Origin of the sequence: Blautia sp. BCRC 81119, assembly GCF_003184505.1 — a bacterium.
GTDB classification, from domain to species: Bacteria; Bacillota; Clostridia; order Lachnospirales; family Lachnospiraceae; genus Blautia_A; species Blautia_A fusiformis.
The window spans coordinates 132,491-154,770 of record NZ_QJHD01000001.1 but is presented as its reverse complement, the minus strand read 5'-3'; the positions used below and the strand labels follow the sequence as shown (position 1 = coordinate 154,770).

Annotated in this window: 17 protein-coding genes and 3 tRNA genes; all 20 read left to right on the top strand. The window is 47.1% G+C overall.

Annotation, left to right across the window (positions count from 1 at the left end; genetic code table 11):
• Nucleotides 1-2 precede the first annotated feature (2 nt).
• The 20 genes from DMI82_RS00705 (at nt 3) to selD (ending at nt 22,082) form a co-directional block, all read left to right on the top strand.
• On the top strand, nt 3-1,490 hold the full coding sequence (locus tag DMI82_RS00705; RefSeq protein ID WP_021651136.1) for a glutamate synthase subunit beta: 1,488 nt from the start codon (nt 3-5) through the stop codon (nt 1,488-1,490).
• 229 nt (nt 1,491-1,719) lie between these two features.
• Complete coding sequence (glnA, locus tag DMI82_RS00700; protein ID WP_092069303.1) at nt 1,720-3,042, top strand: type I glutamate--ammonia ligase; 1,323 nt, start codon at nt 1,720-1,722, stop codon at nt 3,040-3,042.
• Nucleotides 3,043-3,080: 38 nt separating this feature from the next.
• Complete coding sequence (locus DMI82_RS00695; protein ID WP_110102038.1) at nt 3,081-3,635, top strand: ANTAR domain-containing response regulator; 555 nt, start codon at nt 3,081-3,083, stop codon at nt 3,633-3,635.
• A gap of 120 nt (nt 3,636-3,755) precedes the next feature.
• Nucleotides 3,756-5,087 (top strand): aspartate--tRNA(Asn) ligase, encoded by a 1,332-nt coding sequence (gene aspS / locus DMI82_RS00690; RefSeq protein WP_110102036.1) that lies wholly within the window; start codon nt 3,756-3,758, stop codon nt 5,085-5,087.
• A 14-nt stretch (nt 5,088-5,101) separates the two neighbouring features.
• The gene (gene gatC / locus DMI82_RS00685) at nt 5,102-5,395 is read left to right on the top strand and encodes an Asp-tRNA(Asn)/Glu-tRNA(Gln) amidotransferase subunit GatC (RefSeq protein ID WP_110102034.1); all 294 of its coding nucleotides are present in this window, start codon (nt 5,102-5,104) and stop codon (nt 5,393-5,395) included.
• Between the two features lie 15 nt (nt 5,396-5,410).
• Nucleotides 5,411-6,883, top strand: a complete 1,473-nt coding sequence (gene gatA / locus DMI82_RS00680; RefSeq protein WP_110102033.1) for an Asp-tRNA(Asn)/Glu-tRNA(Gln) amidotransferase subunit GatA — start codon at nt 5,411-5,413, stop codon at nt 6,881-6,883.
• The gene (gene gatB, locus DMI82_RS00675) at nt 6,880-8,319 is read left to right on the top strand and encodes an Asp-tRNA(Asn)/Glu-tRNA(Gln) amidotransferase subunit GatB (protein ID WP_110102031.1); all 1,440 of its coding nucleotides are present in this window, start codon (nt 6,880-6,882) and stop codon (nt 8,317-8,319) included. The genes gatA and gatB overlap by 4 nt, the downstream gene beginning before the upstream one ends.
• Before the next feature lie 6 nt (nt 8,320-8,325).
• Entirely contained in the window at nt 8,326-9,549 is a 1,224-nt protein-coding gene (locus tag DMI82_RS00670) for an LL-diaminopimelate aminotransferase (RefSeq protein ID WP_110102029.1), read from the top strand.
• 307 nt (nt 9,550-9,856) lie between these two features.
• Nucleotides 9,857-10,183, top strand: coding sequence for a cupin domain-containing protein (locus DMI82_RS00665; protein WP_015525755.1), 327 nt, complete (start codon nt 9,857-9,859; stop codon nt 10,181-10,183).
• Between the two features lie 272 nt (nt 10,184-10,455).
• Nucleotides 10,456-10,540 (top strand) — tRNA-Leu (locus tag DMI82_RS00660).
• A gap of 137 nt (nt 10,541-10,677) precedes the next feature.
• On the top strand, nt 10,678-12,930 hold the full coding sequence (locus DMI82_RS00655) for a leucine-rich repeat domain-containing protein (RefSeq protein ID WP_110102028.1): 2,253 nt from the start codon (nt 10,678-10,680) through the stop codon (nt 12,928-12,930).
• Nucleotides 12,931-13,049: 119 nt separating this feature from the next.
• Nucleotides 13,050-13,134 (top strand) — tRNA-Leu (locus DMI82_RS00650).
• Between the two features lie 27 nt (nt 13,135-13,161).
• Nucleotides 13,162-13,246 (top strand) — tRNA-Leu (locus DMI82_RS00645).
• 289 nt (nt 13,247-13,535) lie between these two features.
• Nucleotides 13,536-14,546: a deoxyguanosinetriphosphate triphosphohydrolase gene (locus DMI82_RS00640; RefSeq protein ID WP_015525757.1), complete on the top strand. Its 1,011-nt coding sequence runs from the start codon at nt 13,536-13,538 to the stop codon at nt 14,544-14,546.
• Nucleotides 14,547-14,565: 19 nt separating this feature from the next.
• Entirely contained in the window at nt 14,566-16,359 is a 1,794-nt protein-coding gene (gene dnaG / locus DMI82_RS00635) for a DNA primase (protein ID WP_110102026.1), read from the top strand.
• Nucleotides 16,360-16,398: 39 nt separating this feature from the next.
• Nucleotides 16,399-17,526, top strand: a complete 1,128-nt coding sequence (rpoD, locus tag DMI82_RS00630) for an RNA polymerase sigma factor RpoD (protein WP_021651146.1) — start codon at nt 16,399-16,401, stop codon at nt 17,524-17,526.
• Nucleotides 17,519-18,247, top strand: coding sequence for a tRNA (adenine(22)-N(1))-methyltransferase (locus tag DMI82_RS00625; protein ID WP_227573898.1), 729 nt, complete (start codon nt 17,519-17,521; stop codon nt 18,245-18,247). The genes rpoD and DMI82_RS00625 overlap by 8 nt, the downstream gene beginning before the upstream one ends.
• Nucleotides 18,234-19,016: a Nif3-like dinuclear metal center hexameric protein gene (locus tag DMI82_RS00620; protein WP_092069324.1), complete on the top strand. Its 783-nt coding sequence runs from the start codon at nt 18,234-18,236 to the stop codon at nt 19,014-19,016. The genes DMI82_RS00625 and DMI82_RS00620 overlap by 14 nt, the downstream gene beginning before the upstream one ends.
• Nucleotides 19,017-19,164: 148 nt before the next feature.
• Nucleotides 19,165-20,832: a nucleoside kinase gene (locus tag DMI82_RS00615; RefSeq protein ID WP_173739874.1), complete on the top strand. Its 1,668-nt coding sequence runs from the start codon at nt 19,165-19,167 to the stop codon at nt 20,830-20,832.
• 209 nt (nt 20,833-21,041) lie between these two features.
• Entirely contained in the window at nt 21,042-22,082 is a 1,041-nt protein-coding gene (gene selD, locus DMI82_RS00610; protein WP_110102024.1) for a selenide, water dikinase SelD, read from the top strand.
• The last annotated feature ends 198 nt before the right edge of the window (nt 22,083-22,280 follow it).

Below are 22,280 nucleotides of genomic sequence, written 5' to 3'. Positions count from 1 at the left end.
AAATGGGAAAGCCAACTGGATTTTTAGATTATGAAAGAGAAACGGCAAAGGTTCTGCCGCCAAAGGAACGTATTCAGAATTTCAACGAATTTCGTATTCCATTAAATAAAGAAAAACAGAAACTTCAGGGAGCACGCTGCATGGCCTGCGGCGTCCCCTTCTGCCAGTCAGGTATGATGATCGGCGGAATGGCTTCCGGCTGCCCGCTGCACAACCTGGTTCCTGAGACAAATGATCTTGTGTACACAGGAAACTGGAAGCAGGCATTCCTTCGTTTAAACAAGACACACAGCTTTCCGGAGTTTACATCCAGAGTGTGTCCAGCACTTTGCGAAGCTGCATGTACCTGTAACCTGAACGGAGATCCGGTCAGCACAAAGGAGAATGAGAAAGCGATCATTGAGACAGCCTATGCAGAAGGATGGGTAAAACCGCAGATCCCGCCTGTCCGCACAGGAAAGACGATCGCAGTCATCGGAAGCGGACCTTCCGGACTGGCAGCAGCACAGCAGCTGAACCGTCGCGGACACAGCGTAACCGTATTTGAGAGAAACGACCGTATCGGAGGACTTCTCCGTTACGGTATCCCGAATATGAAACTTGAGAAAAAAGTCATCGACCGCAGACTGAAACTGATGGAAGAGGAAGGCGTGAAATTTGTCACCAATATCAATGTTGGGGTGGACATTACAGCAGAGCAGCTTCTGAAAGATTACGACCGTGTCCTTCTCTGCTGCGGAGCTTCCCATCCAAGAGATATCAAGGTTCCGGGAAGAGATGCCAAGGGAATTTACTTTGCAGTGGATTTCCTGAAGCAGGTAACAAAAAGTCTTCTGGATACAGATTTTGCAAAATTCCCATATGAGCTTGCAAAGGGCAAAAATGTTCTGGTCATTGGCGGTGGTGATACTGGTAATGACTGTGTGGGAACATCCATCCGTCTGGGGGCGAAATCTGTAACACAGCTTGAGATGATGCCGCAGCCTCCTGCAGCAAGAACTCCTTCCAATCCATGGCCGGAGTGGCCGAAGGTCCTGAAAACTGATTACGGCCAGGAAGAGGCTATTGCAGTATTCGGCCATGATCCTCGGATCTATCAGACAACCGTTACCGAGTTTATCAAGGACAAAAAAGGAAATGTCTGCAAGGCCAAAATCGTAAAACTGAAAAGCGTAAAGGATGAAAAGACCGGAAGATTCAATATGGTACCGGTCGAGGGCAGTGAGGAAGTGATCCCTGCAGATGTGGTCCTTATTGCGGCAGGCTTCCTTGGCAGCGAGAAATATGTGACAGATGCTTTCCGTGTAGCGCTTACACCAAGAACCAATGTGGAAACAAAACCGGAGCAGTATGCAACAAGCGTAGATCGTGTGTTCACAGCAGGTGATATGCATCGTGGACAGTCCCTTGTCGTATGGGCGATCCATGAGGGACGTGAGGCTGCGAAAGCAGTGGATGAATCACTGATGAGCTATTCATATTTACAGTAAAATAACAGGTACCAGGGGCAAAAGGTCAAAAAAACTGTTCGTGTTTCCGCGATAAAGCTTTTGAACTTTTGCCCCTTTTAAAAAATGGTTGACAAAGAATTGACCGATTGCTATAATTACGTCCATGAACAAGGGTGTTCTTCAGGAGCGGAAGCTCTCTGAAGTGCACCCTTTTTCTGATTTTGAGGGTAATTATTTTGTGTGATGAGGAAATAAAGGAGAGAATACTATGGGGAATTATACCAGAGAAGAGATTCTTGCAATGGCAGAGGAGGAAGACGTAGAGTTCATCCGCCTCCAGTTTACAGATATGTTTGGAACTCTGAAAAATATTGCGATCACAGCAAGAGAGCTTCCAAGAGCCCTGGATAACCAGTGCGTTGTATATGGCTCTCATATTGCGGGCATTGTGGGAGAGAAGGAGCCGGATCTGATCCTGTATCCGGACTATGATACCTTTTCAATTCTCCCATGGCGTCCTCAGCAGGGAAAGGTCGCAAGACTGATCTGTGATATGCGCCGTGCAGATGGGTCTGAGCATGAGATGAGCTCCAGATATATTCTGAAAAAAACAGCGCAGGCAGCAGAGGAGGCAGGGTATACCTGTTATGTTGACCCGGAATGCGAGTTTTTCCTGTTTCATATTGATGATAACGGAATGCCTACAACGGTTTCTCACGAAAAGGCCGGATATCTGGATGTAAGTCCGGTGGACTTGGGCGAAAATGCAAGACGTGACATGGTACTGACTCTTGAGGATATGGGATTTGAGGTGGAATCCTCTCATCATGAGACAGCACCCGCACAGCATGAGATTGCCCTTCATTACGGGGAAGCGCGTGAGATGGCAGACGAAGTTATAACCTTTAAGATGGCGGTAAGAACTGTAGCCAAACGTCATGGACTTCATGCGACATTTATGCCGAAGCCAAGACGGGAAGTAAACGGTTCAGCCATGCATATCCATTTTTCGCTGTTTAAAAATGGAAAAAATATTTTCGTGGATCCGGAGGATCCGACCAGATTAAGTGAAGAGGCATACTATTTTATCGGAGGTCTTCTGGCTCACAGCCGTGAGATGACTCTGATCACCAATCCGCTTGTAAATTCTTATAAGCGTCTTGTACCTGGATTTGATGCGCCTACAGAGCTGACCTGGACGAGAAATAACCAGAATTCACTGGTAAGGATCCCGAGAGTCAATGGTGCTGATACCAGGATCGAGCTTCGAAGCCCGGATGCTGCATCCAACCCATACCTTGTTTTTGCGGTATGCCTGGCAGCGGGCCTGGATGGAATCCAGAAGAAGATCTATCCTACAAAAGCTTCTAACCGTTCTCTTTCCGAGTCGGATCAGAAGGAACAGGGTATCGAGAATTTACCGGAGAACCTGCGGGAAGCGATCACACTGTTTGAGGACAGCAGCTGGATGAAGGAAATCCTTGGAGAAGCTTTCTGCAAACAGTATGCGCAGGCAAAGAGAAAAGAGTGGTTGCGTTATTCCCAGGAGATTTCCGACTGGGAGATCGAGGAGTATCTGTATCGGATCTGATGAACGAGGCATAATGGGACGAAAGAGAGTGGCGGCTTATGAACACGAGTATCGTGATTGCATTACCGAAAATAGAAGATGCAAAAAAGATCCGCACAGTCCTTAACCGATATGGATTCACGGTGGCGGCAGTATGCAATTCAGGTGCCAATGCCCTTGCCAGTATCTCGGAGCTTGATGGCGGCGTTCTGCTTTGCGGTTATCATCTTCAGGATATGTACTACCGTGATCTTCTGGACTATATGCCGGATTATTTTGAAATGCTGCTTATGGCCTCCCGGGGAGTGATCAGTGAGGCGCCAACATCCATTTTATGTGTGGGAATGCCTCTGAAGGTCGGAGATCTGGTAAATACGGTGAGCATGATGATCTCTCAGATCGAAAGGCGCTGGAAAAAAGATAAGAAAAAGCCGAAGCAGCGTTCATGGAAAGAACAGAATTATATTTCAAATGCAAAGATGCTTTTAATGGAAAGAAATCACCTGAGCGAGGATGACGCATACCGCTATATCCAGAAATGCAGTATGGATTCCGGAACCAATATGGTTGAAACGGCCCAGATGGTTCTGATGCTTTTATATGATTCTGTGTAAAAAACAACAGGGCGGACAGAAATGATCTGCTCTGAATGCCTGATATCACACCGGATCGGGAAAAATTCCGCAGGGGATTTCCTGATTCGGTGAAACTACTTTGAATTGGAGGATGAGGGAATGGAATTTATGGATGGAATCTGTAAGACTAGAGAATGTGCCTGGGATGTGCTTCTTTCCGAGAGCATGAAAGACCAGGAAGCAACAGTGGAAGGTGCAATACACAGCATCCGTAATATGGGTGACGTGGCATTTGTGATACTTCGAAAAAAAGAAGGGCTTTTTCAGACCGTATATGAAAACGACAAGACAAATGTTTCCATTCATGATCTGAAGGAGGCGATGTGTGTGCGCCTCACAGGAACTCTTCATGAGGAAGAAAGAGCACCTCACGGAAGAGAACTCCGCATCAGCCATGTGGAGATCCTTTCCTCACCTGCAGAGCCTCTTCCGCTGGCCATCGACAAATGGAAGCTGAACACTTCCCTGGAGGCAAAGCTGAATTATCGTCCTATCGCCCTGCGTAATGTGCAGGAGCGTGCAAAATTCAAGATCCAGGAGGCTCTGGTGCGGGCATTTCGTGATTACCTCTATGAGAAGGGGTTCACCGAGATCCACACACCGAAGATCGGAGCCAGAGGTGCAGAGGGTGGTGCAAACCTGTTCAAGCTGAGTTATTTCCATAAACCGGCAGTTCTGGCACAGAGCCCGCAGTTTTATAAACAGATGATGGTAGGTGTTTTTGACCGTGTATTTGAGACCGGCCCTGTATTCCGTGCAGAGAAGCATAATACAAAACGTCATCTGAATGAATATACAAGCCTTGATTTTGAGATGGGCTATATCAACGGATTTGAGGATATCATGGAGATGGAAACCGGATTTCTCCAGTATGCGGTAGAACTTCTTAAGAAAGACTACGCTCATGAGATTTCCATTCTGAAGGTGGAGCTTCCGAAGGTGGACAAGATCCCGGCAGTACGTTTTGACAAGGCCAAAGAGCTGGTAGCCGAAAAATATAATCGTAAGATCCGCAACCCATATGATCTGGAGCCGGAGGAAGAAGCGCTGATCGGAAGATATTTCAAAGAAGAATATGATGCTGATTTTGTTTTTGTCACACATTATCCGTCTAAGAAGCGTCCGTTCTACGCAATGGATGATCCGTCAGATGAGAAATTTACATTAAGCTTTGACCTTCTGTTCAAGGGACTTGAGGTAACTACAGGCGGACAGCGTATCCATGATTATCAGATGCTGAAGGATAAGATCGCAGCCCGTGGTATGGATGAAGAGGGTATGGAGCAGTACCTGGATACCTTCAAGCATGGAATGCCGCCTCACGGAGGACTTGGAATCGGACTGGAACGTCTTACCATGCAAATCCTCGGAGAAGAAAACGTTCGTGAGACCTGTCTGTTCCCACGTGATATGAACAGACTTGAGCCGTAATAAGGAGAAAAAAGATGGCAAAGATAATCGATGATGAAACAATGGAAAATGTCTGCATCCTTGCAAAACTTTCTCTGACAGAGGATGAAAAGGAAAAAGCAAAAGAGGACATGCAGAAGATGCTGGATTATGTAGACAAGCTGGATGAACTTGACACTTCTTCCGTAGAGCCCATGTCCCATATTTTTGAGGACGAAAATGTATTTCGTGAAGATATTGTGACAAACGGAGACAATCATGAGGCGATGCTTGCCAATGCACCGAAACAGAAAGAAAACCAGTATCAGGTTCCGAAAACAATTGGATAAGACAGGAGACAGGACATGGATTTGGGAAAATTAACCGCATTACAGCTTGCGGAAAAGATCAAGCAGCATCAGATAAGCGTCCTGGACGGTGTGAAATACGTATTTGATCAGATCGAAGCAAAAGAGGACAAGGTCCACGCTTATCTTGATACTTACAAAAAAGAAGCCTATGCAAGAGCAAAAGAGGTACAGAAGGGCATTGAGGATGGAACCTATACAGGACTTCTTGCCGGTGTACCTATTGCAATTAAGGATAATATCTGCATTAAGGGAAAAACAACTACCTGTGCATCAAAGATCCTTGAGAATTTTGTGCCGCAGTACAATGCCGAGGTTATTGACCGTCTGGAACAGGCAGGTCTTGTGATCATCGGAAAGACAAACATGGATGAGTTCGCCATGGGAAGTACCACAGAGACATCCGCTTACGGCGTCACCAGAAACCCGTGGGATCTGGAGCATGTTCCGGGCGGCTCCTCCGGCGGCTCCTGTGCGGCAGTGGCAGCAGGAGAGACTTACCTGGCACTGGGTTCTGATACCGGCGGTTCCATCCGTCAGCCAAGCTCCTACTGCGGTGTTACCGGAATCAAACCGACCTACGGAACAGTATCCCGTTACGGACTGGTTGCTTATGCATCCTCTCTGGATCAGATCGGACCGGTTGGAAAAGATGTTGCGGACTGTGCGGCACTCCTTGAGATCATTGCCGGACACGATGCAAAAGACAGCACTTCCATGAAGAGAGAGGATCTTGCTTTCTCCTCTTCCATGACAGATAAGATCGTGGGAATGAAATTCGGTGTGCCGAAGGAATATCTCTCAGAGGGACTGAACCCGGAGGTAAAAGAGGCATTTATGAATACGCTGAAAAGCCTTACCGAGATGGGTGCAGTCGTAGAATTTTTCTCCATGAAGACAACAGAATATATGATCCCTGCTTACTACATCATTGCCAGCGCAGAGGCCAGCTCCAATCTGGAGCGCTTTGACGGTGTGAAGTACGGCTTCCGTGCAAAAGAGTACGAGGGACTTCATGATATGTACAAGAAGACAAGGACTGAAGGTTTCGGCGAGGAAGTAAAACGCCGTATCATGCTTGGCTCCTTTGTGTTAAGCTCCGGTTACTACGATGCTTACTATCTGAAAGCACTTCGCACAAAAGCCCTTATCAAAAAGGAATTTGATCAGGCCTTTTCCAAATATGATGTTCTTCTTGCCCCGGCATCACCGTTTACCGCACCGAAGCTGGGAGAGAGCCTGAAAGATCCTCTTGCCATGTATCTTGGCGATATTTATACGGTAGCAGTAAACCTGTGCGGACTTCCCGGAATCACAGTTCCATGCGGAAAAGACGCAGCAGGACTTCCGATCGGGATCCAGATGATCGGTGACTGCTTCAAAGAAAACAACCTGTTCCGCGCAGCACACGCCTATGAGAAAAAACGTGGTGATTTCGGAACAGCAATGGAAGGGGGAGAAAAGGCATGAAACAGTATGAGACAGTCATAGGACTTGAGGTGCATGTGGAGCTTGCCACAAAAACAAAGATCTTCTGCGGATGCTCCACAGAATTCGGAGGCGCACCAAATACACATACCTGCCCGGTCTGCACCGGTATGCCGGGCTCTCTTCCGGTCCTCAACAAAAAAGTGGTAGAGTTTGCCATCAAGGCAGGTCTTGCGGCAAACTGTCATATCCATCAGTACTGTAAGTTTGACCGTAAGAACTATTTTTACCCGGATAATCCCCAGAACTACCAGATCTCTCAGCTGTATCTGCCGATCTGCTATGACGGAGCTGTTGAGATCGAGACTTCCGCAGGCAAAAAGACCGTACGTATCCATGAGATGCATATGGAGGAGGATGCCGGTAAGCTGATCCATGATGAGTGGGAGGACTGCTCCCTGGTTGACTACAACCGAAGCGGGGTACCGCTGATCGAGATCGTATCCGAGCCGGATATGAGAAGTTCCGAGGAGGTTATCGCATATCTGGAAAAGCTCCGCTGCACCATGCAGTATCTTGGAGTTTCTGACTGTAAGCTCCAGGAGGGCTCCATGCGTGCCGATGTCAACCTTTCCGTCCGTGAGGTGGGAAGTGAGACCTTCGGAACAAGAACAGAGATGAAGAACCTGAACTCCTTCAAGGCCATTGCGAGAGCGATCGAAGGAGAGAGAGAACGTCAGATCGAGCTTCTGGAAGAAGGAAGAGCCGTTGTACAGGAGACAAGAAGATGGGACGATAACAAAGAGTCTTCCCATGCTATGCGTTCCAAGGAGGATGCAAAGGATTACCGTTACTTCCCGGACCCGGATCTTCCGCCGATCCACATTTCCGATGCATGGATCGAAGAGCTGCGTACTTCCATTCCGGAGCTTCGTGAAGCCAAGATGGAGCGTTATCAGAAGGAGTATGAGCTTCCGGCTTATGATGCAGGGATCCTGACCGAATCCAGACATCTGGCAGGACTTTTTGAGGAGACAGCAGTTCTTCTCGGAAACCCGAAAAAGGTGGCAAACTGGTTTATGGTGGAGGTTCTCCGCCTGACAAAGGACAAGGGCCTTGATCCGGAAATGGTAAGCTTTACCCCGAAGCATCTGGCAGACCTTCTTTCCATGGTGGAGAAAAAAGAGGTCAGCGCACAGAATGCCAAGAAAGTATTTGAAAAAGTGTTTGACGAGGATATTGATCCGGTTGTATATATAGAAGAGAATGGTCTTAAGATCGTAGAAGATACAAGCCTTCTCACCGAAACTGTGAAAAAGATCGTAGATGCAAACCCTGGACCGCTGGCAGAGTTTCTGGGCGGCAAGGATAAGGTTATGGGATTTTTTGTAGGACAGCTGATGAGAGAGCTGAAAGGCAAGGCAAATCCTGACAGCGTCAGAAAAGCACTGGCAGAGGAAATTGAGAGAAGGAGATAAAATACTATGGTTACAGTAAATCAGAATTATTTAAAACTTCCGGGAAGCTATCTGTTTTCCAATATCGCAAAGAAGGTAAGCGCATATAAGGAGGCCAATCCGGAATTTAAGGATTCTGTGATCAGTCTTGGAATCGGTGATGTGACACAGCCCCTTGCACCGGCGATCATCGATGCCCTTCATAAATCCGTAGACGAGATGGCACACGCAGAAACCTTCCACGGATATGCTCCGGATCTCGGATATGAGTTCTTAAGAAGTGCCATTGCAAAAAATGATTATCAGTCCAGAGGCTGCGACATCAGCGCAGATGAGATCTTTGTTTCCGATGGAGCAAAAAGTGATTCCGGAAACATCCAGGAGATTTTCGGACTGGATAACAAGGTTGCGGTCTGCGACCCGGTTTATCCTGTATATGTAGATACCAACGTTATGGCTGGACGTACTGGCCTTTATAACAAAGAGCGTGAGAATTTTGACGGTGTGATCTACATGCCCTGCAAAGAGGAGAATGGTTTCCTTCCGGAGATCCCGGCAGATGAAGTACCGGATCTGATCTATCTCTGCTTCCCGAACAATCCCACCGGTGGTGCGATCACAAAGGCAGCTCTTCAGGAGTGGGTCGACTACGCCAACAAAAACGGCTGCGTGATCATCTATGATGCAGCATATGAGGCATATATTTCTGAGGAGGATGTCCCGCACAGCATTTATGAGTGCGAGGGTGCAAGAACCTGTGCCATCGAGCTTCGAAGCTTTTCCAAAAATGCTGGCTTTACAGGCGTTCGTCTTGGCTTTACCGTTGTTCCGAAGGAACTGGTGCGTGATGGCGTAGAGCTTCACAGTCTCTGGGCAAGACGCCACGGAACCAAGTTTAACGGTGCTCCGTACATTGTACAGAGAGCAGGCGAGGCTGTTTACTCTCCGGAGGGAAAAGTACAGCTGAAGGAGCAGATCGCTTATTACATGCGTAATGCAAAGACGATCCTGGAGGGCCTTTCCGCAGCAGGATTTTCCGTGTCCGGTGGAAAAAATGCTCCATATATCTGGCTGAAAACACCGGATCAGATGACCTCCTGGGAGTTCTTTGATTATCTCCTTGAGAAAGCACACATCGTAGGAACACCAGGTTCAGGCTTTGGTGCACATGGTGAGGGATATTTCCGTCTGACAGCATTCGGAAGCTATGAGAATACTCTTGAGGCAATTGAGAGAATTAAAAATTTGTAATATGAGTATAAATTGCGGAGTAGGTCTTTGAAAAAGAGCTGCTTCGTTTTTTAACCGGATCAAAGAAGTATCCTGCTTCAATTGCGAATGTCCACTTGCTCTGAATCAAAGAAGCTCCCGGCAGGGCTGCGAAAAGCAATAAACAGTGGAAAAAATTTGCCTGTAAGTTAATTTGCGAAAATAACAATAAGGATTGCGAAAATTTATCATATCATTTATAATTGTACAGGAAGTAAGGCACAGGCCGCAGAAAGCCTGTGTTCATAAAATTTCACAAATTTATGCAATCACGAAAGGGGATTTTATCATGGGTATCAGAAGAGTAGAAAATATGTGCGGCGGTAAAGGTCATGTGATCATCAAAGACATCCTTGAGGGAGACGAGCTGAAGGGAAAATGCGGACTTTACGCACAGGTTACCATCGAAAAAGGATGTTCTCTGGGATACCATGAGCATCATGGCGAGACAGAAACCTACTATATCTTAAGCGGCGAAGGCGAGTACGACGATAACGGCGTGAAACGCCCGGTAAAGGCCGGCGACATCACCATCACACCAGATGGAAAAGGACACGGTCTTACCAATACAGGCGACACAGATCTTGTGTTTATGGCACTGATCATTTTTGACTGATCCATATAGAAGAAAACAGAAGTGAGACAGAAGGGCGGCCTTTTTGAAGAGGCTGCTCTTTTTACGACTGAGGCGTAACCTGTGTCGGAGTATAAATTCTGGGATGAAAGATTCTCTGTCTCAGATTGTTATTAAACGAAATGTATTAATTGTATAAACAAAAAATATTTTTGGATTTTTTTAGAAAAAAACTGTTGACATACAAAAAGCACTTTGCTATACTATCACTTGTCGCGAGGGAGAAGATAAAGAATCCCGAAGAAATGCGATATGCGGAAGTGTCGGAACTGGCAGACGAGCAAGACTAAGGATCTTGTGAGCATTGCGCTCGTGTGGGTTCAAGTCCCATCTTCCGCATTTTTTATTTGAGAAACCTGCATCTGGAAACGGATGCAGTTTTTTTGCTACCTAAAAATATCTGTAAAAAAGGAATCCGGATAGAATATATCATGTTTATATGATATGATAGAAGAAAATGGAAGGAGCATAGTCATATGAGAAGAAAAAGTGCAGGAAAAAAGATCATGGTCGTACTTGTAGCGGCAAGTCTGGCACTGACTCCGGCGGAGCTGACAGTGGCGGCAGAAATGGAACCAGAGGGTGCGGAAGCAACATTTTTGGCAGAAGAAAGTGGAGATGCTGCATCCTCAGATCAAGAAGATACTGCAGAGACGGAAGCAGAGATTGCAGATGGATCAGCTGCTACAGAGGAACAGGAAACCACAGATACAGACAAGCCAGATACCGGGAATAACGTACAGGAGAATGCGGAAACAGGCGTAATGGAGCCTGGTGAAGAAGCGCCAGAGGGTACTGCAGAAGAGGAAGATCCGGAGACTCCGGAAGCGGCAATGGATGCAGCCGAAGCGTTGGAGGAATGCGAACAGGAAGAAGAAAACGCAGCTTTTGATGATGGAACGAAGGATGCAGTGCAGGCATCTGCAGAATACTCTGATGGAAAATTTACGTGGGTACTGGACGGGAATGGAACACTGACCATTACGGGAAATAACATGGAGTTGACAAAAAATGAGATATCTGAAAGTGCTTTGGAGAAGGCAGGCATCGATTTTTCTAGAGTAAATAAGCTTGTAATCGGGAATGGGATCACAGGCTTTGATAGATGGGGCATGTGGAATCTGAAAAAATATATTAAGGAACTGGAAATCCATGGAAATGCAGGCATGAATATGCCGGAGCAATGCTTTTACGATGTGCCAAATATAGAGAGTGTGGTGATATCCGGTGCAGTGGATGTGCCGAGAGATATGTTTGGAAAATGTACCGGGCTGAAAAAGGTTACATTAAAAAATGGAGTGAGGTCTATTGGAGAGGATGCCTTTCGAGATTGCAGCAGTCTGGAGGGTGTGATATTTGAGAATACAGTATTGGAAAAAATCAGTGACGGAGCATTTTGGGGCTGCAGTGCGCTGAGTTCTATTGTGTTACCGGATTCCGTAACAGAAATAGAAAGGAATGCATTTTTCGAGACCGGACTCAGAAATATCCAGCTTCCGGAAAAACTGACGCTGATAGGAGGAGGGGCATTTTGTAACTGCAAAAATCTGAAGCAGGTACAGCTTCCGCCTCAATTAAAAGAGCTGGGTGAGGGTGCATTTTTTAACTGCGAAAATCTGACACAGATCCAGCTTCCGGCTCAGTTAAATAAATTAGGGACAGATGCATTCAGAAATTGTACATCATTGGATAAGATTGACATACCTGCCGGTCTGACGCAGATCGGGCCTGATACATTTTGCAATACCGGGCTGACCAGTGTGACCTTACATGAGGGACTGACGAAGATCGAAGATGGGGCGTTTCATGATTGCCTTAAGCTGAAAAAGATCCGTATTCCGAAATCAGTTACAGATATTGGTGGACTGGCATTAGGAATACGTTATAACAGGGGAAATGGTGCAGAGGAAGTTATTCCCGGTGGTTTTACAGTAGAAGGTTATACAGGCTCGGCAGCGGAACGATATGTAAAGAGAATGCATCAATGTGAAAATTTATATCATGTATTTTTTAAAGATGTGAAATTTGTTTCCATTGGTGGACAGACTGCAGCGGTTACCAATATCAGCAAAACAAAGATATCCGCACTTAAGACCGGGGCCTTTACCGGAAAGCCGCTGACCCAGGCACTCACCATAACCTACGGCGGTAAGAAGCTTGTAAACGGAAGGGATTACACCCTTACCTGGAAGAATAATAAAAACATCGGAACTGCATCCGTTACGATCAAAGGAAAAGGAAAATATAACGGTTCTGTTACAAAAAAATTCCGGATCACGGTTCAGAAAAACGCAGTCTATACAGTCAGCAGGCTGAAATATAAGATATCCAATGCAGACACATCCGGCAAGGGAACCGTAGTCTTTACCGGAGCTACGGATAAGGCAGCAAGAAAGACACTTACGATCCCGACGACAGTAAAGATTGGTGGAAAGAGCTTTCGTGTAACAGCCATTGGCACCTCTGCAATGTCCGGAGCGAAGAAGCTGACAACAGTGAAAATCGGAGCGAATATAATGACAGTAGGTGCGAAAGCCTTCTGCGGCTGCAGTAAACTCTCCAATGTAACGATCTTCAGCACAAAGCTTACGACAGCGAAGACCGGAGCCAATGCATTTAAGGGGATCCGTTCCAACTGCAGATTTAAAGTACCGGCTTCCAGGGTAAGTGCATACAAAAAACTCCTCCGTGCAAAGGGTGCCGGACCAAAGATAATCGTGACAAAATAACAGAAAAACCGAAAAAATAGAAAACTTTTGAAAAAAGGTGTTGACATACAAGATCCACTTTGCTATACTATCACTTGTCGCGAGGGAGAAAATAAAAAATCCCAAGGAAATGCGGTCATGCGGAAGTGTCGGAACTGGCAGACGAGCAAGACTAAGGATCTTGTGAGCATTGCGCTCGTGTGGGTTCAAGTCCCATCTTCCGCATTGGAAATTTCCAATGAAATGCGATATGCGGAAGTGTCGGAACTGGCAGACGAGCAAGACTAAGGATCTTGTAAGCATTGCGCTTGTGTGGGTTCAAGTCCCATCTTCCGCATGACTTTAAAACAGAGCTGTGAATTGCAGCTCTGTTTTTGGCTATATGAAAGTAAATTATTGCATGCCTGCACTGGTGAGAAGCTGAAATGGGAAGATCTGCGTGATATATTTGTATTCGTTTCATATACAATAGGATAATTTTGGACATCTTAAGGGCTGATCAGACCGTAACTCCAATATTTTTTGAATTATTTTTTCAGAAAAGAGGAATTTGTGGTTTTGTGTAGAATATAATTAACAGAGGGTATTTTGTCGCCGCTGTTTGTCAGACTGTGGAGGAAATGCTTATGAACATCAGAGAGAGCATGGAACAGAGAGAACGGGAGCTTTTGAGCCCTTATGCTTCTCACAGCGCAGATACCAGAGGCCGGGAGCACCCGGAAGAGGAATGCGATGTGCGGACAACGTATCAGAGAGACAGAGACAGGATCCTTCACTGTAAGGCTTTTCGCCGTATGAAGGATAAGACACAGGTGTTTCTGGCACCACAGGGAGATCATTACCGTACCAGGCTGACACATACACTGGAGGTATCGCAGATCGCCCGGACTATTGCCAAGGCACTTCGCCTAAATGAAGATCTGGTGGAAGCAATCGCTTTGGGACATGATCTGGGGCATACGCCTTTTGGACATGCAGGAGAGAGAGCACTGGATCAGGTACATCCGGGTGGCTTTGCACACTATAGGCAGAGCGTCCGGGTTGTGGAAGTACTGGAGAAGAACGGAAACGGGCTGAACCTTACCTGGGAAGTCCGAAATGGGATCATGAATCACCGCACCAGCGGAAATCCTTTCACACTGGAAGGACAGGTGGTACGTTTTTCTGACAAGATCGCCTATATCCACCATGATATGGACGATGCCCAGCGGGCAGGGATCATCACAGAAGATGATATTCCTGTCACAATGAGAACTTTTCTGGGCTATACCACGAGAGAACGGCTGAATACTTTCGTACATAATATTATAGAGAACAGTATGGGGAAAGACAGCATCTCCATGTCGCCGGATGTTTTTGAGGCGATGATGGAGCTTCGGGCGCTGATGTTCCGGAATGTCTATGAGAATCCGGTTGCCAGGAAGGAAGAGGATAAAGTGATCCAGATGCTGAGTGAACTGTACGGATATTATACTGACCATCCGGAGGCAATGTCCCGGGAATACAGGGAATTGGTGGAATACCGGGGAGTACCTAAGGAACAGGCAGTATGTGATTATATTTCGGGAATGACGGATCAGTATTCCATGGAGAAATTCAGGGAGATCTATATACCGAGAGCCTGGGAGGTCTATTAAATGGAAAAGAGGGATAAGCATGCGTTATTCAGATGACATCATAGAAGAAGTCCGAATGAAAAATGACATTGTAGACGTGATATCCCAGTATGTGAAACTGACACGGAGGGGGAGTTCCTATTTTGGGCTGTGTCCCTTCCATAATGAGAAAACCCCTTCCTTTTCCGTAACACCATCCAAGCAGATGTATTACTGCTTTGGCTGCGGGGCAGGAGGAAACGTATACAATTTTATCATGGAATATGAGAATTACTCGTTTGGTGAGGCGCTGTCACATCTGGCTGACCGGGCAGGGGTAGAGCTTCCGAAGATCGAGTATTCCAGAGAAGCCAGAGAAAAAGCAGAACAGAGAGCAAATCTTCTGGAGATCAACAAGCTGGCAGCACAGTACTTTTATTATCAGCTCCGGAGAGAAGGCGGAAAGACGGCTTACGGATATCTGACAGGAAGAGGTCTTTCCGAGGAAACCATCCGTAAATTCGGTCTTGGATATTCGGATAAGTATAGTGATGATCTGTACAAATATCTTAAGGGGAAGGGCTACAGTGATGAACTTCTCAGGGAATCCGGCCTGTTCAATGTAGATGAGCGGCGAGGTATGTATGATAAGTTCTGGAACCGTGTGATCTTCCCGATCATGGATGTAAACAACCGGGTCATTGGTTTCGGAGGTCGTGTCATGGGAGATGGCAAGCCCAAGTACCTGAATTCACCGGAGACGAAGATCTTTGATAAGAGCCGGAATCTTTACGGGCTGAATGTGGCCAGGACCACCAGGAAGAATTATCTGATCCTCTGTGAGGGATATATGGATGTGATCGCCATGCATCAGGCAGGCTTTACCAATGCAGTGGCGTCGCTTGGAACTGCACTGACCTCCGGACATGCAAGCCTTGTGAAACGTTACACCAAGGAAGTCCTGCTTCTTTATGACAGTGACGGTGCAGGGATCCGGGCGGCACTTCGTGCGATTCCGATCCTGCGGGAGGCGGGAGTCACGTCCAGGGTAGTAAGCCTGAAGCCCTGGAAGGATCCGGACGAGTTCATCAAGAATGAAGGAGCGGAGGCCTTTGAGGAACGTCTGAACCGGGCCATGGACAGCTTTATGTTTCGTGTACATATTGCGGAACAGGAATTTGCCATGGATGCACCCCAGGGACAGAATCAGTTTTTTGAGCGGTGTGCCGGGATGCTTCTGGAGCTTTCCGATGAACTGGAGAGGAATCTTTATATAGAAGCCATTGTAAAGGAATACGGCCGCTATGGAGTGGGCACGGAGGATATCCGGAAAAGGGTCAACACGCTGGCTCTGAAGGGAACGCCTGCAGAGAAACGGATCCAGCCAAAGTCCGGGACTCCGGAAACAAAGAAAAAGGAATCCGCCGCAGACAAAGCACAGAAGCTGATGCTGACCTGGCTTGTAAATTATCCGGGTATTTTTGAACAGGTGGAAAAATACATTTCCCCTTCCGATTTTGTGGTACCGCTGTATAAAGAGGTAGCCCAGATGCTGTTTGAACAGCATAAGGAGGGAGAGACCAATCCGGGAAAGCTTCTCAACGCCTTTACAGACAGTGAGGAGCAGCGGGAGGTGGCATCTCTTTTTAACGCCACCATCCATCTGGAAAACGAAGGAGAACAGCAGAGGGCTTTTTCCGATGCGCTGCTGCGGATCAAGGAAGAAAGCCTCAAAGAAAAAAACCGTACCTGGGACCCGTCAGACATGGCCGGGCTTCAGGAACTGATAAAAGCAAAAAAAGAACTGGAAGACCTTGGAAGAAAGAGGCAGCAGCTGCATATTTCTTTCAATTAAGGATAAAATATAAACACTATATGGAGGTATAGAGCACCTATGGAAATGAATATGGCAAAATTCAGCGAGAAACTTGTAGAGCTTCTTGAACTTGCAAAAAAGAAAAAGAATGTGCTGGAATATCAGGAGATCAGCGACTTTTTCAAGGACTCTCCACTGGAAGTGGATCAGATGGAGAAGGTTTTTGACTTCCTGGAGGCCAGCGGTGTGGACGTTCTCCGTATCACAGAAAATAGCGGTGACGAACTCCTCCTTGATAACGATATGGATATGGATGGGATGGAAGATGAAGAAGAGGTAGAGCTTGATAAGATCGACCTCTCTGTACCGGAAGGTGTCAGCATCGAGGATCCGGTCCGTATGTACCTGAAAGAGATCGGTAAAGTCAGTCTGTTAAGTGCAGATGAGGAGATCGAGCTTGCCAAGAGAATGGAAAAGGGGGATGAAGCTGCCAAGAAACGTCTGGCAGAGGCCAATCTCCGTCTTGTTGTCAGCATTGCAAAGCGTTATGTTGGACGTGGGATGCTGTTCCTCGACCTGATCCAGGAGGGAAATCTTGGCCTTATCAAAGCTGTTGAAAAATTTGATTACAGAAAAGGCTACAAGTTCAGTACCTATGCAACCTGGTGGATCCGTCAGGCTATCACAAGAGCCATTGCAGATCAGGCACGTACCATCCGTATCCCTGTGCATATGGTTGAGACTATCAACAAGCTGATCCGTGTTTCCCGTCAGCTGCTCCAGGAGCTTGGACGTGAACCTACGCCGGAGGAAATTGCTGAGGAGATGGACATGCCGGTAGACCGTGTACGTGAGATCCTTAAGATCTCTCAGGAGCCGGTATCTCTGGAAACTCCTATCGGTGAGGAGGAAGACAGTCATCTTGGCGATTTCATCCAGGATGATAATGTTCCGGTACCTGCAGATGCAGCTGCATTTACACTTCTGAAGGAGCAGCTGGTAGAAGTCTTAAGTACGCTTACTGACCGTGAACAGAAGGTTCTCCGCCTCCGTTTCGGACTGGACGACGGACGTGCCAGAACTCTGGAGGAAGTTGGTAAAGAGTTCAATGTCACAAGAGAGCGTATCCGTCAGATCGAGGCAAAAGCTCTGCGCAAGCTGCGTCATCCCAGCCGCAGCCGCAAGCTGAAGGATTATCTTGACTGATAAAAATATATCCGTACAGCTTTCCATGCGTCTTCGTGCCATTGCCGGTATGGTAACAAAAGGAAACCGGCTGGCAGACGTAGGATGTGACCATGGCTATCTGTCGATCTGGCTTGTCAGTGAAAAAACAGTTCCGTCAGCCATTGCCATGGATGTACGCCCGGGACCGCTTTCAAGAGCCAGGGAGAATATTACCCGTTATGGCCTTGAAGATTACATAGAGACCCGTTTGAGCGACGGGCTTGCGAAGCTTGAGCCAGGAGAAGGTGATACCCTGGTGATCGCGGGAATGGGTGGTCCTCTGATGGAAAGGATATTAAAGGATGGAGCGAAGGTCCGGGAGGGGTTTCAGGAACTGATCCTGCAGCCTCAGTCGGACCTTCCTCATTTCCGGCATTTTCTTTCTGAGATCGGCTGGGAGATCGTAAGGGAAGAAATGATAAAAGAAGACGGAAAATTTTATCCTATGATGAAAGCGGTACGTAACAATTCGGGAGAAAAGTCTGTTTACACAGAGGAAGAGGCCTGGTTTGGACCTCTCCTTCTGAAAAAATGTCACCCGGTCCTTAAAGAGTATCTTCTCCGGGAGGAAATGATTCGTAAGAAAATACTTGCCGGTCTTTCCGGGGCAGAGTCTGTTTCCGCAAAAACTCGTCTGGCAGAAGTAAAGGAGGAAATGGAGCTGATCCATACAGCTCTGAAACGATATGAAAGCATATGAACTGATCGAATGGCTGAATGAGCACCATCCGCAAAAATTTGCGGAGGACTGGGATAATGTGGGACTGCTGGTGGGAGATGACCAGAAAGAGATTTCCCATGTATTTCTTGCGCTGGATCTTACGGAACCGGTGTTGGATGAGGCGGTGGCTGCTGGTGCGGATATGATCCTTACCCATCACCCAATGATCTTTTCCGGGATCAAAAAGATCAACAATCATACCTTTACCGGAAGGAAGATCCTCCGTCTGATAAAGGAGGATATCCCGTATTTTGCCATGCATACCAATTATGATGTGATCGGAATGGCAGATTTAAGTGCAGAGCATCTGAAGCTTCAGGATACAAGGGTGCTTACAGTTACCGATGGATCCGGGGAGCAGCCGGAGGGGTTCGGAAGAGTGGGAAAGCTTCCCCATGTTATGACTCTTGGTGAGTTTGGAAAATATGTAAAAGAATGCAATCATCTTCCGGATGTGCGGGTTTACGGTGATCTGGATCGGAAGATCGAGACTGTGGCGATCTGTACAGGAAGCGGAAAGAGTATGATCGGTGATGTAATGGCCGCCGGTGCGGATGTATATGTGACCGGAGATATTGATTATCATACTGCCATTGATACTATGGCAGATGGTCTGGCGATTGTAGATGCCGGACATTACGGTACGGAGTATATTTTTGCGGAAGCTATGGAGAAGGAGCTGAATGCGGCATTCCCTGCGCTTAAGACAACCTGCGCCAGTGTGAAAAATCCATATATTGTTTTGTAAAAGCGGATTGCAAAAAAGTGTTTGTATTCATGAATATGTAGTGGGACGGAATACGATTATCCGTTTCGGAAAAATGAATTGTGAAACACATGGCTGTCCGAAAAATCGGGCAGCTGTATAAATATATAAGCCTGTGGAGGGGATCGTTATGGAACAGACAATGATTAAAGTGACCATAAACGGAGAAACAAGGGAATACCCCAAAATGACACCGTATTCTGAGATCATAAGGGATTATGAGGGCAAAACAGAGTATCCGGTGATCCTTGTGACTGAGAACGGAAAGCTCCGTGAGCTTCACAAGAAGCTTCAGCATGACTGTACACTGGGATTTATAACCGCAAAGGACAGTGCCGGTCGAAAAACCTATCGGAGAAGTGCGATCTTTATTCTTTTGAAGGCAATTTTTGATGTAGCTGGAAAAGAGAATGTGGATCATGTTGTGATCCATTATTCTATTGGAAATGCTCTTTATTTTACTATGAAAGGCAGTGCTACCCTGGATCAGGAGCTTCTTGACCGGGTAAAAGTGCGGATGCGGGAACTGGTAGACCGGAAGCTTCCGATCTGCAAACGCAGTGTCAGCACGGATGATGCCGTTTCCATGTTCCACAGGCATCATATGTATGATAAAGAAAAGCTGTTCCGTTATCGGCGGGTTTCCAGAGTGAATATTTACAGCCTGGAAAATTTCGAGGATTATTTTTACGGATTTATGGCACCAGATACCGGCTATGTGAAGTATTTTGATCTGCAGCTTTATGATGAAGGCTTTGTGCTGATTCTTCCGAGACAGAAGAACCCGGATGTGCTGGAGCCTTTTGAACCCCAGGATAAGATCTTCCATGTGCAGAAGGAATCGGAAGAGTGGGGCGATAAGCTGGATGTTGCCACTGTAGGAGATCTCAATGACCGGATCACAAGAGAAGGTGTGCAGAGCCTGATGCTGATCCAGGAGGCACTCCATGAGGCCAAGATTTCTTCGATTGCCGAGGAGATCCGGAGAAGGGGCAATGTAAAGTTCGTAATGATCGCAGGTCCGTCTTCTTCCGGAAAGACCAGTTTTTCTCACAGATTATCTATTCAGCTTTCTGCTCATGGTCTGAAGCCGCATCCCATTGCTGTGGATAACTATTTTGTGGATCGTGAACATACGCCGTTGGATGAATTCGGAGAAAAGAATTATGAGTGTCTGGAAGCCATTGATACGAAGCAGTTTAATGAAGATATGCTGAATCTTCTTTCGGGAAAAACCGTGGATCTTCCTACATTTAATTTCAAGACCGGATGCAGGGAATACCGGGGAGACCAGCTTCAGCTTGGAAAAGATGATATCCTGGTTATCGAAGGCATTCACGGGCTTAATGACAAGCTGAGTTATGCCCTTCCAAAAGAGAGTAAGTTTAAGATCTATATCAGTGCGTTGACACAGCTGAACATTGATGAGCATAACCGGATCCCCACAACGGATGGAAGACTGATACGCCGAATTGTCCGTGATGCACGTACACGTGGAACTTCCGCAAAGGATACCATTGCAAGGTGGCCTTCTGTACGGAGAGGCGAGGAGCAGAATATTTTTCCGTTCCAGGAGGAAGCAGATGTGATGTTTAATTCAGCTCTTGTGTATGAGCTTGCCTGCCTGAAGGTTTATGCGGAACCGCTGCTTTTTGGAATTGACAAGAGTGAACCGGAGTATCAGGAGGCGAAGCGGCTTTTGAAGTTCCTGGATTATTTTGTGCCGGTGCCCAGTGAGGGTGTTCCGTTTAATTCGCTTCTGAGGGAGTTTATTGGCGGTAGTTGTTTTAATGTATAAATTAATTGTATGAATAAAAAAAGCTATGTGTAGATATAAGGCTCTATGCAATGCAGATATCGGTTGGCACAAAGATGAGAAGATTAGGATTTCTCTGTGCATAGGATCTGTGGTGTGTGGAGCCTTTTGAGTGTGAATCGGAAAAGTTAAAGTCCTCTGTGGTGCTGCGGATGGATGACGGGATTTACAGGACTTAAAGGAAAGGGAAAATGATCATGAAAGAAAAAATACAATTGACAAAACTGGCTCCAAACTGTGGCTGTGCAGCTAAGGTAGGACCGGGGACTCTGGCGGGAGTTCTTGGCGGGCTGCCAAAGTTCTGTGATCCGGATCTTCTGGTTGGAACGGACACTTCGGATGATGCTGCAGTTTACCGGGTGAGTGATGATCTGGCGCTGATCCAGACACTGGATTTTTTTACGCCTGTGGCAGATGATCCTTATGATTTCGGGCAGATCGCGGCGGCCAATGCGTTGAGTGATGTATATGCTATGGGTGGAACTCCAAAGACGGCTTTGAATATTGTGGCGTTTCCGAAGGATATGGATGTGGAGATTCTCGGGGAGATCCTGCGTGGTGGTGCAGATAAGGTGATGGAGGCTGGTGCGGTTCTTGCCGGTGGCCATACGATCCAGGATGATACACCAAAGTATGGGCTCAGTGTGACGGGTTTTGTAGATCCGAGGAAGTTCTGGAAGAATTTTGGAGCGCAGACCGGAGATAAGCTGATCCTGACGAAGGCGCTGGGTGCGGGGATCGTGAATACGGCGATCAAGGCGGATCTGGTGACGGAAGGTGCACGTAAGGCGGTTTTGGCTTCCATGAAGAAACTGAACCGGGATGCCTGTGAGGTTTTTAAAGAGTTTGAGGTTCATGCCTGTACGGATGTGACGGGGTTTGGTCTTGGGGGACATGCTACGGAGATGGCTGTGGCCAGTGACCGGACGGTTGTGATCGATACGGAGAAGCTGCCGGTGCTTCCGGATGTGGAGGAGTTTGCTTCTATGGGATTGATTCCGGGTGGGGCTTACAGGAACCGGGAGTTTGCTGAGAAAACCGGAGTGAAAAGTGTGGCAGAGCTCTGGCGGGAGGATCTGGTGTTTGATCCGCAGACTTCTGGGGGATTGCTGGCGGCGGTTCCGGAGAGGGATGTGCCGGAGATCATGAAGCGGCTGGATGCGGCTGGTCTGCAGGCTGGGGTGATCGGTGAGGTTGTGGATCGGCGGGAGTGGACGTTGGAGATCCGGTAGGAAATTAATTTACGAACGAATGTTTGGACGATAACGTCAGAGTGGATGGTTGCGTAGGGGGGATACTGCTGGGGAAAGTGGTGGAAGCAGAATGATGGATGGCGGATGGCGGACGACGGACGCCTGGGGGAGAGGATATCGGTCCGGGCAGGGACTCCGTCGGGGGATACTACTAGGACTCCGTGAGTCGGCTAAAAG

What these genes read in the sequence shown, in the direction of transcription:
- DMI82_RS00655 (WP_110102028.1), top strand. Translation starts at nt 10,678, where the DNA reads ATGAGAAGAAAAAGTGCAGGAAAAAAGATCATGGTCGTACTTGTAGCG.
- dnaG (WP_110102026.1), top strand. Translation starts at nt 14,566, where the DNA reads ATGCGTTATTCAGATGACATCATAGAAGAAGTCCGAATGAAAAATGAC.
- gatA (WP_110102033.1), top strand. Translation starts at nt 5,411, where the DNA reads ATGGATTTGGGAAAATTAACCGCATTACAGCTTGCGGAAAAGATCAAG.
- DMI82_RS00695 (WP_110102038.1), top strand. Translation starts at nt 3,081, where the DNA reads ATGAACACGAGTATCGTGATTGCATTACCGAAAATAGAAGATGCAAAA.
- DMI82_RS00640 (WP_015525757.1), top strand. Translation starts at nt 13,536, where the DNA reads ATGAACATCAGAGAGAGCATGGAACAGAGAGAACGGGAGCTTTTGAGC.
- gatB (WP_110102031.1), top strand. Translation starts at nt 6,880, where the DNA reads ATGAAACAGTATGAGACAGTCATAGGACTTGAGGTGCATGTGGAGCTT.
- gatC (WP_110102034.1), top strand. Translation starts at nt 5,102, where the DNA reads ATGGCAAAGATAATCGATGATGAAACAATGGAAAATGTCTGCATCCTT.
- rpoD (WP_021651146.1), top strand. Translation starts at nt 16,399, where the DNA reads ATGGAAATGAATATGGCAAAATTCAGCGAGAAACTTGTAGAGCTTCTT.
- DMI82_RS00705 (WP_021651136.1), top strand. Translation starts at nt 3, where the DNA reads ATGGGAAAGCCAACTGGATTTTTAGATTATGAAAGAGAAACGGCAAAG.
- DMI82_RS00615 (WP_173739874.1), top strand. Translation starts at nt 19,165, where the DNA reads ATGGAACAGACAATGATTAAAGTGACCATAAACGGAGAAACAAGGGAA.
- DMI82_RS00620 (WP_092069324.1), top strand. Translation starts at nt 18,234, where the DNA reads ATGAAAGCATATGAACTGATCGAATGGCTGAATGAGCACCATCCGCAA.
- selD (WP_110102024.1), top strand. Translation starts at nt 21,042, where the DNA reads ATGATCATGAAAGAAAAAATACAATTGACAAAACTGGCTCCAAACTGT.
- glnA (WP_092069303.1), top strand. Translation starts at nt 1,720, where the DNA reads ATGGGGAATTATACCAGAGAAGAGATTCTTGCAATGGCAGAGGAGGAA.
- aspS (WP_110102036.1), top strand. Translation starts at nt 3,756, where the DNA reads ATGGAATTTATGGATGGAATCTGTAAGACTAGAGAATGTGCCTGGGAT.
- DMI82_RS00665 (WP_015525755.1), top strand. Translation starts at nt 9,857, where the DNA reads ATGGGTATCAGAAGAGTAGAAAATATGTGCGGCGGTAAAGGTCATGTG.
- DMI82_RS00670 (WP_110102029.1), top strand. Translation starts at nt 8,326, where the DNA reads ATGGTTACAGTAAATCAGAATTATTTAAAACTTCCGGGAAGCTATCTG.